This is a genomic window from uncultured Maribacter sp. (assembly GCF_963974015.1).
Taxonomy (GTDB): domain Bacteria; phylum Bacteroidota; class Bacteroidia; order Flavobacteriales; family Flavobacteriaceae; genus Maribacter.
The window spans coordinates 418,207-431,126 of record NZ_CAXBBZ010000001.1 but is presented as its reverse complement, the minus strand read 5'-3'; the positions used below and the strand labels follow the sequence as shown (position 1 = coordinate 431,126).

The window sequence follows — 12,920 nt, the reverse complement described above, 5'->3', positions numbered from 1 at the left end:
AATACTTAGTTGCCTATTATGGTTGCATAACAGGTAATTCCAATACGCGTTCAGGGCCATAGAATTTTAATGCAATTGCAAAGACAATAACCGATAGTACCATACCAGTCATGAAGATGGTATACGTCCACCTTAGTAATCGATACTTTCTTTCTAAAACAATTCCTAGAAAATAAAGGTCTTTGGTAAGTGAGCTATAGATATAGTCCTTATCCTTAATAAGTTCAGCCATTGCCCATTCATATTCTGCCAACTTCATTTTATGAAAGTTACCAAAGAATAAAAGGTTCACCTTTTTTGATGTTACTTCTTCTTCAGTAAACTGGCCTGAGGTTACATTAGGCTTGGTCGCCAAAATTGACATGACCATAGAGACTACACTGAAAACAATAAAAATAAATGTAGGATAAATAAGATAATCGTTCGATGGATTATCCAGCTTTGGTATAAGGTTCGCCAAGGCCATTGAAATAATAATCGCATTGACCGATAAAAGTATGTTCGCTTTTGTATCGGCAATATCACTAAGCTTTAAATGATTTTGTAAAGTTACCCTATACAAGGTTTGTATTCCCCTATCTGGTAGCTCACCTTTAAATTGGGCCTTTAAACTTTCTTTCTTAATTAAATCCTTGTTCTTTTTTTTCGCCTTAACGAGTCGCTTAATATTCTTGTCTTTACCTTTTTGCCAATTATCTAATGCGTATTCAGTATAAAAACGATGCTTTGTTCTTAGTAAACCTATGTTTTCTTCTCTCCAGTCCGCAATCGTATATTTTCGCCTTCCAATAGAGGCAAGTTCTTCGCGTAGTAATTCTGAAGTTGCCATAAAACTTTTAGCCGAAAAATGAGAAGAGTCTGCATCACGCATAATTTTCTCAAGGTTATTTTTTGGCTCATAATCTGATACCGTAGCCATAATAAGTGAACAGACCTCATTTATAAATGTTGAAGTACAATCATTCTTACCCAAAAATTCTTTAGCAAATTCACAGCTGTGCTTTTCGTGGTCATTATAAGATACGGTATAACCAAGGTCATGAAACCAAGCAGCGACTAAAAGCTGTTCAGCATTTTTGTCTTCTACTTTTTCACCCTTAATCAATTCTAAAGTACTTTCAACCACACGTTGTGTGTGCCTAAGATTATGATACAGATATTTTACACCATTATTGGAGGTCAGTTTATTGGTGGCGAAATCTTCTGCTTTAGTAACTAATGTTGACATGTTTTTTGATTGAAAAATAACGTTAGAAATAACAAATTTAAAGCACCTATATTAAATGGAGAGTCCGAAACCTACTTGAATCAGGTTGCTTTCTTTAGAATTAAAATATCCGATATTAAAAGTTAATGCTTTTAAACTACTAATCCAAAAGCCGCCACCTTGCGATGTATGCCACACATTAGAGTTTTCATTAGGCATCCAAACCCTACCATAGTCAAAACCACCATACATACCAATGGTTACTGGTGAAACTGCCGTTACATAGCGCTTAAGTTTTAATTTTAAATCTGACGATTGATAAAAATATGATTTACCGGTAAATCGCTCATCTCTAAAACCACGTAAACCATTGCGACCACCTAATGCCGGAGTATGGTAAAAATAAACATCGTTATAATCGAATAATCCTTTATATTCTGCCATTGTACTATAAACCAACGTACCAGAGGATTCCAATTTATGATCTAGACCAATTTTTAGAGAAGCATAACCGAATTTGTTCGAATTAAAGCTAAGGTTTGTTTTATAACCAGCGGAAAAACCGAAGTAAATTGCCTTTGAAGGAAAATCGCCTGCATCGTCACGGTCATATTCACCATTTAATTCTATACCTCCATAATTTTGGTTATCAAAAAGAGCTTCATCTAAATTAGCCCGATTAAATAGTCTTCCTGGGTTATCTGCGACCTTAAATGATTCAAAAATAGTTTTTACTCGAAGGCTATAAAATGCTAAACCGGCGCTAGCATTAAACCGTTGAATTCTTGCCCTATAATAATCCCTTCCAACAGCATCTTCATTATTTATGGTTTCATTTCCATATCCAAAAAAATTACTGACATAACGGTCGTTCGTATAGTATGCATCTAGCTCGAAATTCCAACCTGGGAATATACTTCCGTATTTACCGGAATAAGCAATTTCAGCAGCTTCAAAGTCGAAAAAGTAGTTGGCACTTATACTGTGCTTTTGGCGAAACGGATTACCATTAATTCCATTTTTGGTATAGGTGTTCGAGGCACCCAAAAACATGCCGTCATCTGTTCTAAAGCCTAATGTTGGCACTAAAATATTCATATTGGGGGAAAAGTATCTAAAATGGTAGGTATTCGTTTTATAATTATTGGTTAAAACACTAATTGGTTTTACCTGCTCGAATTTGATTTTTTCGTGGGCCCAATCATAAATTCTAACCTTCTTTTTATTTTCAATTGTGTAGGTATCTTTACCGTAACCACCAATAATTTTAAGTTTTGTGCGTGAGTTCCCATTTCCTTCAACAACAAAAACGTCATCATCGCCAAGACCATAGATCCATAGTTCTTTGGTCAATGAGTCGTTGAATGTTCTAGAATACATCAATTCGTTTTTTTCATCAGATAAAATTCGTTTTACGGTTACCTTGGTATCTCCATTACTAGATTTGGTGATGGTGAAAATGTCATCTTTTTCAGTTCCGCGAATCGCAACGATTTTATTCAAATATTCTGCATATTCTTTAGCAACTTTTGGTAACGTGATAAGCCTTTGTATTAAGCTTTCTTTGATGAATTCTGAAGTCTCATCTTGTACTACTACAGGTAGCCGATTAAATGCTTTTTCAATTACTTCGGGCGTCATTCCATTCTGAATTGCATTCGCTTCTTCTGCCCAAACTTGAGGACCGAAAGACGTTAACAATGTTCTGTCTAACCTATTGCCAGAAAGGTTAAGCCATTTTACATTGTCTACCTCTTCATCAAAGGTCTCCCAGTTTTTTGAGTTCGGCACAAACCATTGAATAAAGGGTATTATTTTGCCATCGAATCTAGGAAAAGCGTTGTCACGGTCTCTAGGTATAGGCATAAATTCTTTTTCACCTTCGGGGCTTTCATATTCGACCCATCTCCATTGGTCTTGGTGGCGGTCCCAATCGCCTATCAGCATATCAAAAATTCTAGCACGTATTAAACCTCTTTCATCGACTGAATAAGATTCATCGCTTTTGATTTTTTCAAGCATATCGGTAGTACTTTCATAATCTGTCACTTTGCCAGAATTTGTATCAATACTTCTTCTGTATCCCTTATAATTTGCTTGTTCTTCGGATGGTCTTCGTTCTATGTAATACAGTTCATCACCAAAATCTTCATTGTATTCTTCTAGACCTTTTTGTTTAGGTACATAGAATAGTTCGGTATCAGAATGATTTATTTCAGCAGATGCAGCTAATGGATCGATTACCAATTGCATATACGGATGTGCAGTGGTAAAAAAGTCTGAAATTGCTTTTTCTGCCCAAGTATCTTGATAATCTGCAGTGTTGTAAGAAATCCCAGGTAATTTGAATTTTAGAAATTTCAGAGCACTTTTACGCAAAGAGCGCATCGCGTATTGTTTGCCATTAACATCTTCTAAACGCAAAGAAAATGACTGGTGGCCTCCACCTTCTTTCACAACTTTTAGCCCACCATATAGCGTGTCTAAATTTACCACAGGCGCTTCTACAGGTTCACCAAAATACTTACGGTAACGTTCTCCCCATAAAAATTTATATAATCCACTTTTATTATAATCATTCGGGTCATCCAAAATTTTCGCTTTTTCAATTTTGGTGTTGTTAATGGTGAAATTATTGAACTGCTTTTTAGCTTCTAGTTTAGGTAAAACCGGTAATGTCGTACTTGAAGATAAATTATCTTCAGAAATGAATGTAACCTCAGAACTTCCATCTTCAAAATAATCTAAACGAGCGAATCCTCGATCACCAAAAGCATATTCTCCCTGAAAATCTATAGTACCACCAATGGCAGTAATTTTTCCAGGGCTTAATTTAGTAGCACTTTTAGAACCTAGAGAGCCACTTATAATTTGATGTATACCACCACCTTCAAGTAACTGAAGACTTTCTTCATGACCAGAAATTAAGGTAATTCTATCATTTGCTTGCGCTAGGGCACTTACTGCTATTCTTAAATAATTATATCTTCTAGAGTTTACGTGCTCAGGGTTAAAAGCACCTAAATCCATAACGGTATTTTTAATAGTACCATACACCAGAAATGGTTTTAAATGATCTTTTGTGGTTGTTTTGCCGGCATAAATACCATTGGTAAAAACAGGATGATGCATGGCGATAACAATATTTTTACCTTGGCCATCACCGATATAGCCTTCTAACTCTTCCATAAATCTTCTTCGGGTAATAATATCGGCACACTTGCTATTGATGCCTTCGGTTCTTGACCAATTAGAAACAAACCATTTAGAGTCAATTAATATTAAATCTAATTCATCGTTTATAACTCTGTAGTCGATTGGGCAACCGTTATTAGGTGCTACTTTAGTAGTTTCTCTATCAACATCTTTCAAGTAATTTTCAACCCTTTCAATCTTATCAAGTTCATAGCTTTTCCATTCATTATTGCCTGGTAAGAAAACCGTTTCTCCTTTAAAGTTAGCAGTAAGATTCAACTGCTTTTCTATTAAAAGGCTGTCCGTTTCCCAATTTTCGGTAATTGGAGTAATGTTATCTCCCGTAAAGACCAATGTGCTATTTACCGGTGCCTCATTTAGTTCATCTTTAAATCGTTCTAAAAGTGAATTGTTAGAAATGGATGAAGCATTACCTAATCCGCCAGCGATATAAAAAGAATACGTAATTTTTTTGCCTGTACTTATATTTTCTTCAGCAATATTACTTTGCTCCTCTAAAGTTGCGCAAGAAGATATGGCTAATAGTATGATTAGAATGCCTGCAAATTTTATAAAATTCAAATTCGTGAATTTAGATTGAAAAGACTGGTTGGTCATAGATGAGATTTTGTTTGATCTTCGATTTGGTATCTATTCTAATTATTTAAAAAAACATTTGAAATGATAATGCCAATAATTAGAATAACTAGAAATGCCATAATTATGGCTACCCCTAATTTTGTTTTCGTGTTTTTTTGAAGAATAAACTGATTTGTTTTTTCTTCTTCCTCTTTTACAAATTTTGTTTGTTCTGTTCCTTCTTTCATATGTTCTATTTTTTAATGTATACTGTCTTTTTATTGACAAATTCTAAGATCCCTTCTCTAGATAATTCCCTTCCATATCCTGAAGCTTTTGTACCGCCGAATGGTAATCTTGGGTCAGATTTCACCATATCATTTACAAAGAAACCACCATCTGGAATGTCAGAAATAACGTTCATTGCTTCATCGATATCTTCAGTAAACAACATGCTACCGAGTCCTAGTCTAGAGTTAGCAGCCATTTCGATAGCCTCTTTTCGGTCTTTTGCCTTTATTATTGCAGCTACAGGTCCAAATGTTTCTTCCTCAAATACGGGCATATCTACCTTAACATTAGTTAATATGGTTGGTGAAAAGAATGCTCCATCACGCTTGTTTCCTAAGGAAACTTTCGCTCCTTTTTTGATTGAAACATCTATTTGTTCTTGTAAAGTTTTTGCCAAATCTTCTCTGGCCATTACCCCTATAAAGGTGTCTTTTTGCATTGGGTCGCCAATTTTTAAGGCTTTTACTTTTTCAGTAAATTGCTCTAAGAATGAATCATAAATATCTTCGCAGACGATGAAACGTTTTGCCGCGATACAGCTTTGACCGGTATTTTGCATTCTAGCACTCACCATCGTATCCATATGTTTTTTTAAATTGGCATCTTCCCATACAATACATGCATTATTACCACCTAATTCCAAAACTGTTTTTTTAAGATTTTCACCTGCAGTTCTTGCAATTGATTTACCTGCTTTTTCACTACCTGTTAGTGTCACGGCTTTAATACCATCATTTGCTATCAATTTTTCTATTTCTTCATGTTCGGTCTTAATACTTTGAAAACAACCTTTGGGGTAACCGGCATCAATAAATAATTTCTCTATGGCAATTGAGCAACCAGTAACATTTTGGGCGTGTTTTAAAAGGGCGGTATTGCCTGCGGTCAACGTTGGTGCAGCAAAGCGAATTACCTGCCAAAAAGGATAGTTCCAAGGCATAATTGCTAGAATACATCCTAAAGGGTCGTTACTTATGAAACTTTCATCTGCATCAGTGGCAATCAGTTCATCAGCTAATAAATCTTCTGCATTTAGCGCATAGAAATCACAGGCCCAAGCGCATTTTTTAATTTCTTCGATACTTTGAGAAATAGGTTTGCCCATTTCTTTTGTAATCAACTCGGCATATTCCTCTTTCCTGTCTAAAAGTAAATCTGCTATTTTTGTTAGTAGTTCGCATTTTTCTTCTATTGGTACATTGGCCCAAGAAGCCTCTATAGCCAATGCTTTATCCAATTTGGCAGTAATAGTATTTTCGGTATCATTAGAATATGTTTCTAATATATCGCCGTTATATGGGTTTCTTGATTGAAAATTTTTCATGAAGCAAATTTATAAGATATGGTCGTGTTCCATTAATTCGTTTCATTTTATTCTTAACCCTTTTAGGCCTTTATTACCGTTAATATTTCATGGTTTAGAGTTAAGCTATGATAGAAAAATAGATGACCTTTGTTAGGGTAGAAGTTGATTCTACGTGATTTAAGAAAAAGTTTAATCATAAATTTATAAATATGAACAACAGCGGAAATACATTACTAGCTATTATTGCAGGTTCTGCTATAGGAGCGGCATTAGGAATTCTTTATGCACCGGATAAAGGTGAGAATACAAGAAAATTAATTGCGGATCAAGCAGCGGCAACGAGAGATAATTTTACAGAAAGTGCAATTGATTTAAAAAACAGAGTTGCATCAAGAGTTTCGGACGAAAGAGAAACATTAGACACGAGAGTAGAGTCTTTAGTTTCTGATTTAAGTTATAAAACCGAAGATGTAATTTCAACGTTAGAGAAGAAATTGGCTGAATTGAAGTCAAAAAATAAGAAATTGCAGAAAACAGTATAAATGGGAATTATTGACTCACTTAACGAAACCTCTAATAAGGCTATTGACGTAGGCGAGGTATACTATAAGAAAACTCAAGAGTATTATAGACTAAAAGTGTTTCAACAATTGACAATGACCACCGGTATGCTGCTGAAAATGGCAGTTATAGGTGGTCTTGGTTTTTTGGCACTTATATTCTTAACTGTTGCCGGTATTATTTATTTAGGAAATATACTTGAAAGTATGGTTGCGGCATGTTTAATTGCCGGAGCCTTGTTTATTGTATTATTGATTATAGCGTATATTTTTAGAAGAAAGATTGATAATATGCTTGTGAAAAAACTATCGGTTAAATTTTTTAGCTAAAGAATTATGTACAAGAATTTTGATGAAATAGAGTATAATTTAAAACGCTTAAAGTTAGAACGTGAAATTGCTTTAGAGGAGCTTAAAGGGTTGAAACAAGATGTTCAAGAAGATTTAAGCCCATATAATTGGGTGTCTACAGCATTTTCTGCAGCAAAGAAATTCGGTATGATTTATTTAATGCGAAAAATAGTCAAGTAGTATCGAATAATATTAAGGGACTTTTTTAGCTATCAGGAAAAAACAAAAAACACCTCTTAACTAAGAGGTGTTTTTTATATACGTTTATTGAATAATTACTCTTTTGTCCAGGCATCAAGCATCCAACTTACTTTTTCGATACTTCCAATGTAACCGCCTATCATATCTATTGTTCCTTCATCACCTGCAGCTTCAGCTTTTTTTACCACTTTGCTCATCTGTTTAAGTAAAATTTCATGTTGGTCAAGAATATGCTTTACCATTTCAACATCTGAAATAAGCGAAGAAGTTTCCTTAATAGATGACATTTCAAAATACTTTGAAAACTCACTTGTTGGGTTATGTCTTAAAGTTAAAATACGTTCTGCAATTTCATCAATTTTAATTCTTGCATCGGTATATAGCTCTTCGAACTTAATGTGTAGGTCGAAAAAGTTTTTTCCTGAAACATTCCAGTGGTAACCTCTTAAGTTTTGATAATATAAATTATAATCTGCCAATAAAGTGTTTAATTCCTTTACAATTGGTTCTATATCTTTCGATTTAATATCTAAATAACTCATGATAATATGTTTTTTAATTCTACTATAAAAGTAATTGTCCTTAACATATTTTGTTGACTCAGAAGCGATTTTTGTCGACCCATTAACACTATTTAACGTAATGTAAAATGAGGTTATTTAACCAGTGGCTTTAAGTTAATATAAGAGTAGTTTATTTCACCAACATGATCATATTCTATAGAATTCTGTTTTAACGAACCCCAATCGAACTGATTATCTAAATTATTTTCTTTATAATAATTGGTCAAGCCTTCAGTTAAGAGTAAATATTCGTTCATTCTAATTTTATTCTTCAAAAGCTTGTGGGCAACAATCAAGTCTTCACCAAATAATTTTATGCTATTTCCAACTTTGGTCAAAGCGATTTCTTTACCATAATGCAAGATTATTTTTAGCCCTAATATTTCAGGTATGGTTTCAGAATCTTTATCATTTTTATGTTTTATCCGGAGTGCTTGTAATTCTTTATAAAATTCGGTGTAGAATATTCTACATTGATTAATTAATGCTTCTAAGCTGGGCATCTTTCCAGTTTTAAAGAAAAGAACCGCATCCCCTTCAATTTCAGAAACTTTAAGTCCGATTTCATTGGTATAAATTATCTGGTTCAATAGCGCCGGAATTATTTTTGAGCTTAACTCAAAGTCGGTTTCGCTCATAAATTCTGTAAAACCACTTATGTCGGGTATACATATTAACATTGGTGATCCTTTCATAAGTTGTCTTAATAATATTGGTTTGAAAGGTATAGATTATATGATTTTCAACTGTCTTCGTTCCAATAAAATTGTAATGCAATCCATTTAATATGGACTTATGAAAAAGGTAATTCATCCTGTTTTCAGAATTTAATCCTTTATCGGATTTAGAGATTAAATAAAATCATTTAGTCTACACGCTCTACTTCATTTTCATTTTTAGGAACATAATCGCCATGTTCTTGTATAAAGCTTTATTGTCCTTTTCTCCGTTTCGCGTTACCTCATTTCCTTTAATGGTTTTGGTGATTTTAGAGGCATACGTTTCTTCTACTTTACCTTCAGCTGTGCCATTGCCCCATGACCATTTTACTGATGTGCCCTTTAGAAAAAACATATGATGCTGAAAAAGGTTTTAAAAAAGCAGCAGAAAATACAGAGTATAAGCAACTAGAATCTTTTTTAAAACAAGGCGGAACAACGATATGATTTTGGACATGAGTAAAAAGCAAAAATATCTTTAGGTCAAAATATGGACAAAGGTGATAGCATTACGGCCAAGGCACATAGAGCGTGGATGAATGTAAAAGCGCTATTCGAATTAGATAGTGCAGAAGCAATGTTAGAAGAAGCGATTAGAGGTGAAAAAGCATCAGTAGAAGAGTATAAAGTGGTTTTAGAAGATATTTCGTTACCATCTAAAACTGCAGCGGTATTGATAAGTCAAAAAAAAGCTATTGAAGGTGGTCTTGCTAACATAAAAATATTAGAAGATTTAAGATAAATATTATTTCATTTAATGAAAAGATGCTTTTATGGCCTCTTTTTTTATGTCTTAAAAATACTTTATCGGGCAGAACATATTCTTTTTAACAGTAATATCAAGTTTTGTAAGACATAAATTAGATAAAAAATACGCAAACAAATTGTATAATAATCTACTTATTTTAATGGGTTAGCTTTTTGTTTTTCTGCAATAATAACTATGATGATATTTAGCGAACTTGCTCATAAAAGCTAAAGATTGATATGTATTTTAAAATTTCAAATACAGCAGATATGAAAGAGATACAGCGTGAAGTAAAAGCTTTGTTCAAGTACCCCAACTTTTATACTCCTCAAGTTGTAATAAACGGATTAGACGAAGTTTCTATACCCATTATTACTATGGCAGATTCACAGGTTATTTCTCTTGCTATATGGGGTTTGCTGCCGAAGAGTTACAATGATGATTGGGAATTATTTCAAAAGTTAACCAACACCCTTAATATAAATTCTGCCACATTAGAATCTGAATTATGGTATCGTGATGCTCTCAGTAATGGTCGATGTATTATACCTGTAACCGGGTTCTTTACCTCCATTTTAAAAAATGGAGAAATTTATCCTTATTTCATATGTCCGAGAAACGAGAAGATGTTATATCTAGCCGGTATTTATACCGTGTTGGAAGACGGTTTTATCACGTGCTCCATACTAACGGGGCCACTTGAAGATAAAATAGTTGATTATCAGAACTTAGTTGATTATATGCCCATTATAGTTGGGCATGAAGATAAGGAAGCCTGGCTATCTGATAGTACGGAACCGTGCCAAGTTAAAACGATAATGAAATCATCTCATACAACAGAATTACGAATAAAACCCATTGCAAAAAGCCTCTTCAACCAAGATATTTCATACGACAGTATGTTGATGTCAAATGAGCACCCTGAAGATTAGTTTAACGAGGATTTCTTATTCCTTAAATGTTTTCTATAATCTGTTGGGAGAATATCATAGGCTTCAAAGAAGATTTTGGAAAAGTAACTTCTACTCTTTATACCTATGGAATAAACAATTTCAGAAACCGACAAATCAGTATTTTTAAGTTGGTCTCTTGAAATCTCTAATTTCAGTTGTCGTATATATTCGTTGACGGTTTTTGAAAATAATATTTTAAATCCGAGTTGAAGCTTTTTTTGGTTTAAACCAGATTCTGTGCTTAAGATGGTTATCGAGATATCTTCAGAGATGTGGTTTAAAATATAAGTGGTTAGCTTATGAATTTTAGCAATATCATCTTTAGAAATTGCTTCGGGCAAGTTCATTTTTTCTTCAAAATTTTTATGTTCCAATAATTGCAACGATAATATGAGATAGAGTCTACCTTCTATAGAAAGCGATCGTAGCATACCGCTATCTTGAACGTTATTTAATAGTTTAATTTCATCTGCTATTCTGAGACTATAATTGCCGCTATGCTGGTACGCTGTTTCACCAATTTCATCATTGAACAATGCCACTAATAAGTCATTTAAGTAACAAACGTTGTTATTCTTCTTTTTTAAATACTCCTTTCGGTTTATTCTAATAAAATTGACCTTCAAGTGCACACCTTTCGGAAATATAAAAGTTTTCTTAGAGCTACGCTTAGGTGATATAATGTTATTTTGAAATTGCTCTAGAGTAGTAAAAGAACCAGTATTGTTTTCGCTATAATTAAAATAACCTTGTGTTATAAAAATGAACTCTATGGGTGACAATTCCACATTATCAAAAATGAGCGCAGTGTCGTCATTAAGTAGTATGTCAATATCAATTAGAGAAATTCCCCAATTGAAACTTATTGTTCGTAGTGCGCCTTTACCAAATTCATTATTAAAGGTCAATACGGTTTCACCCCAGTCTTCTCTTCTATCACCATTAATACATGAATGAATTTGGGAAAATATTGTTTTGGGATTAGAACCCTTTATAAATAACTCTTTCATTGTCTAATTGTCATCTAACGCTTAAGCTTAAATGCAAAAAAACTGGATATCAGATAATTGCGTTAACATTTATGAAATGTTAATTAACACAAATACGCACTTTTAAGATTATTGAAAATGTTAAAAATTGATATTTTTTTTAGAAACTATATTAAATGGTTTCAGTTTTGCCCTCATTGTTGGATGCTAACTTTTGAAGATATTGTTTAGGGGTCATAGCATACCGCTCTTTAAATAATTTAGAAAAATAACTTCTAGAATTAATTCCAATTCTATAGGTAATTTCTGTGATATTCAAGGCTGTATTTTCCATTAAATGGCGAGCCAATTCCATTCTTTTGTTTTGAGTATACTCTTTAACAGACAGGCCAAATAAACTTTGAAAACCATTCTGTAGCGTGTTTTGATTTAGTCCAACTTTTTTTGATAAATTAATGATACTGGTAGCTTGTTCTAAAGTATCATCTATAATGTTGGCGGCTTCTTCAATTTTTACAACAGTAGATTGTCTTAAAATAGTTCGCTTTTCATCAGGTGAGGAATCATCTACATATTGCCGCAAATGATGCGCGAGTACTTCATAACATTTACCTTCAATGAATACACTTTTGGTAAATCCTGAGTCTTCAGATTCATTTATTTCTTCAATACATTTTGCAATGTCCAAGCTATAATGGTCTTTATGAAAAAAGAGGTTGATACCGTTTACATCCCTAAAAAGACCTTCTAAGTCTTCATTCATTTCAGGAAGAAAAGATTCAATTTTTTCTTCAAAAAGCTTTCTATTTATTTCAAGATTAAAAAAACAGATGGGCTCATTCGCTTTTAGGGTGAGAACATTGGCATACTTACTATTACATGAAAATATAGCACTTTCTAAATGCTTTATTTCCGTTTGTTTTTCTTGACCTTCAAACTCGTGCAATAAAGTTGTCTCTCTATTAAATACGATTTCAAGAGGCTTTACTATAGACTGGTTAAGAACAAATCGCACTTCATTTTTTAAACGTATATCAACATCCATGACACCTACACCATGAGAAAAAGTAATTGCTTTAATATGGCCCGTACCTGCTTCTTGAGGTATATCCATACAAATTTCATTGTTCTCTTCTTGGTAATCAACCTTTAGCCTGTTGGCAATATCTTTGACTACATCGATTACATTTAACTCCTTAATTTCCTTTTTTGCACCCATTCGTTAGTTAAAATAGAAAGGTACAATATAAAGTAAAAA

14 protein-coding genes are annotated in these 12,920 nt (G+C 33.4%); 5 read left to right on the top strand and 9 right to left on the bottom strand.

From position 1 onward, the window contains the following. Nucleotides 1-16: 16 nt before the first annotated feature. The 4 genes from AACZ41_RS01945 to AACZ41_RS01930 are packed head-to-tail and all read right to left on the bottom strand — an operon-like array spanning nt 17 to nt 6,596. Nucleotides 17-1,228 (bottom strand): Pycsar system effector family protein, encoded by a 1,212-nt coding sequence (locus AACZ41_RS01945; protein ID WP_339625958.1) that lies wholly within the window; start codon nt 1,226-1,228, stop codon nt 17-19. Nucleotides 1,229-1,279: 51 nt separating this feature from the next. Continuing rightward, nucleotides 1,280-5,020, bottom strand: coding sequence for a hypothetical protein (locus AACZ41_RS01940; RefSeq protein ID WP_339625956.1), 3,741 nt, complete (start codon nt 5,018-5,020; stop codon nt 1,280-1,282). Nucleotides 5,021-5,058: 38 nt separating this feature from the next. Continuing rightward, on the bottom strand, nt 5,059-5,229 hold the full coding sequence (locus AACZ41_RS01935; protein WP_339625954.1) for a hypothetical protein: 171 nt from the start codon (nt 5,227-5,229) through the stop codon (nt 5,059-5,061). A gap of 5 nt (nt 5,230-5,234) precedes the next feature. Beyond that, the gene (locus AACZ41_RS01930; protein ID WP_339625952.1) at nt 5,235-6,596 is read right to left on the bottom strand and encodes an NAD-dependent succinate-semialdehyde dehydrogenase; all 1,362 of its coding nucleotides are present in this window, start codon (nt 6,594-6,596) and stop codon (nt 5,235-5,237) included. A gap of 191 nt (nt 6,597-6,787) precedes the next feature. On the opposite strand from AACZ41_RS01930, the gene AACZ41_RS01925 reads away from it, so the two are divergent. The 3 genes from AACZ41_RS01925 to AACZ41_RS01915 are packed head-to-tail and all read left to right on the top strand — an operon-like array spanning nt 6,788 to nt 7,669. Then, nucleotides 6,788-7,120, top strand: a complete 333-nt coding sequence (locus AACZ41_RS01925) for a YtxH domain-containing protein (RefSeq protein ID WP_339625950.1) — start codon at nt 6,788-6,790, stop codon at nt 7,118-7,120. Continuing rightward, complete coding sequence (locus tag AACZ41_RS01920) at nt 7,121-7,468, top strand: phage holin family protein (protein WP_091621649.1); 348 nt, start codon at nt 7,121-7,123, stop codon at nt 7,466-7,468. A gap of 6 nt (nt 7,469-7,474) precedes the next feature. Then, on the top strand, nt 7,475-7,669 hold the full coding sequence (locus tag AACZ41_RS01915) for a hypothetical protein (protein WP_339625946.1): 195 nt from the start codon (nt 7,475-7,477) through the stop codon (nt 7,667-7,669). Nucleotides 7,670-7,764: 95 nt separating this feature from the next. Here AACZ41_RS01915 and AACZ41_RS01910 read toward each other — a convergent pair whose 3' ends face one another. The 3 genes from AACZ41_RS01910 to AACZ41_RS01900 form a co-directional block, all read right to left on the bottom strand. Continuing rightward, on the bottom strand, nt 7,765-8,232 hold the full coding sequence (locus AACZ41_RS01910) for a Dps family protein (RefSeq protein ID WP_339625944.1): 468 nt from the start codon (nt 8,230-8,232) through the stop codon (nt 7,765-7,767). 113 nt (nt 8,233-8,345) lie between these two features. Beyond that, complete coding sequence (locus AACZ41_RS01905; protein ID WP_339625942.1) at nt 8,346-8,948, bottom strand: DUF2652 domain-containing protein; 603 nt, start codon at nt 8,946-8,948, stop codon at nt 8,346-8,348. Nucleotides 8,949-9,132: 184 nt separating this feature from the next. Further along, nucleotides 9,133-9,327: a DUF2945 domain-containing protein gene (locus AACZ41_RS01900; RefSeq protein ID WP_339625940.1), complete on the bottom strand. Its 195-nt coding sequence runs from the start codon at nt 9,325-9,327 to the stop codon at nt 9,133-9,135. 135 nt (nt 9,328-9,462) lie between these two features. Here AACZ41_RS01900 and AACZ41_RS01895 point away from each other — a divergent pair, with 135 nt between their 5' ends. Further along, entirely contained in the window at nt 9,463-9,714 is a 252-nt protein-coding gene (locus tag AACZ41_RS01895; protein WP_339625939.1) for a DUF2383 domain-containing protein, read from the top strand. 245 nt (nt 9,715-9,959) lie between these two features. Beyond that, the gene (locus tag AACZ41_RS01890) at nt 9,960-10,652 is read left to right on the top strand and encodes an SOS response-associated peptidase family protein (protein WP_339625937.1); all 693 of its coding nucleotides are present in this window, start codon (nt 9,960-9,962) and stop codon (nt 10,650-10,652) included. Here the strand turns inward: AACZ41_RS01890 and AACZ41_RS01885 are convergent. Together AACZ41_RS01885 and AACZ41_RS01880 are read right to left on the bottom strand one after the other, a co-directional pair. Then, a complete protein-coding gene (locus AACZ41_RS01885) occupies nt 10,649-11,683 on the bottom strand; it encodes an AraC family transcriptional regulator (RefSeq protein ID WP_339625935.1) in 1,035 nt (344 codons plus the stop codon). The two genes, AACZ41_RS01890 and AACZ41_RS01885, sit on opposite strands and share 4 nt — an antisense overlap. A gap of 151 nt (nt 11,684-11,834) precedes the next feature. Continuing rightward, on the bottom strand, nt 11,835-12,881 hold the full coding sequence (locus AACZ41_RS01880; protein WP_339625933.1) for an AraC family transcriptional regulator: 1,047 nt from the start codon (nt 12,879-12,881) through the stop codon (nt 11,835-11,837). Nucleotides 12,882-12,920 lie beyond the last annotated feature (39 nt).

Excerpts from the sequence above, each read along its gene's own strand:
- AACZ41_RS01945 (WP_339625958.1), bottom strand. The coding sequence starts at position 1,228 with ATGTCAACATTAGTTACTAAAGCAGAAGATTTCGCCACCAATAAACTG.
- AACZ41_RS01940 (WP_339625956.1), bottom strand. The coding sequence starts at position 5,020 with ATGACCAACCAGTCTTTTCAATCTAAATTCACGAATTTGAATTTTATA.
- AACZ41_RS01915 (WP_339625946.1), top strand. The coding sequence starts at position 7,475 with ATGTACAAGAATTTTGATGAAATAGAGTATAATTTAAAACGCTTAAAG.
- AACZ41_RS01880 (WP_339625933.1), bottom strand. The coding sequence starts at position 12,881 with ATGGGTGCAAAAAAGGAAATTAAGGAGTTAAATGTAATCGATGTAGTC.
- AACZ41_RS01885 (WP_339625935.1), bottom strand. The coding sequence starts at position 11,683 with ATGAAAGAGTTATTTATAAAGGGTTCTAATCCCAAAACAATATTTTCC.
- AACZ41_RS01910 (WP_339625944.1), bottom strand. The coding sequence starts at position 8,232 with ATGAGTTATTTAGATATTAAATCGAAAGATATAGAACCAATTGTAAAG.
- AACZ41_RS01925 (WP_339625950.1), top strand. The coding sequence starts at position 6,788 with ATGAACAACAGCGGAAATACATTACTAGCTATTATTGCAGGTTCTGCT.
- AACZ41_RS01935 (WP_339625954.1), bottom strand. The coding sequence starts at position 5,229 with ATGAAAGAAGGAACAGAACAAACAAAATTTGTAAAAGAGGAAGAAGAA.
- AACZ41_RS01900 (WP_339625940.1), bottom strand. The coding sequence starts at position 9,327 with ATGTTTTTTCTAAAGGGCACATCAGTAAAATGGTCATGGGGCAATGGC.
- AACZ41_RS01890 (WP_339625937.1), top strand. The coding sequence starts at position 9,960 with ATGTATTTTAAAATTTCAAATACAGCAGATATGAAAGAGATACAGCGT.
- AACZ41_RS01905 (WP_339625942.1), bottom strand. The coding sequence starts at position 8,948 with ATGAAAGGATCACCAATGTTAATATGTATACCCGACATAAGTGGTTTT.
- AACZ41_RS01920 (WP_091621649.1), top strand. The coding sequence starts at position 7,121 with ATGGGAATTATTGACTCACTTAACGAAACCTCTAATAAGGCTATTGAC.
- AACZ41_RS01895 (WP_339625939.1), top strand. The coding sequence starts at position 9,463 with ATGGACAAAGGTGATAGCATTACGGCCAAGGCACATAGAGCGTGGATG.
- AACZ41_RS01930 (WP_339625952.1), bottom strand. The coding sequence starts at position 6,596 with ATGAAAAATTTTCAATCAAGAAACCCATATAACGGCGATATATTAGAA.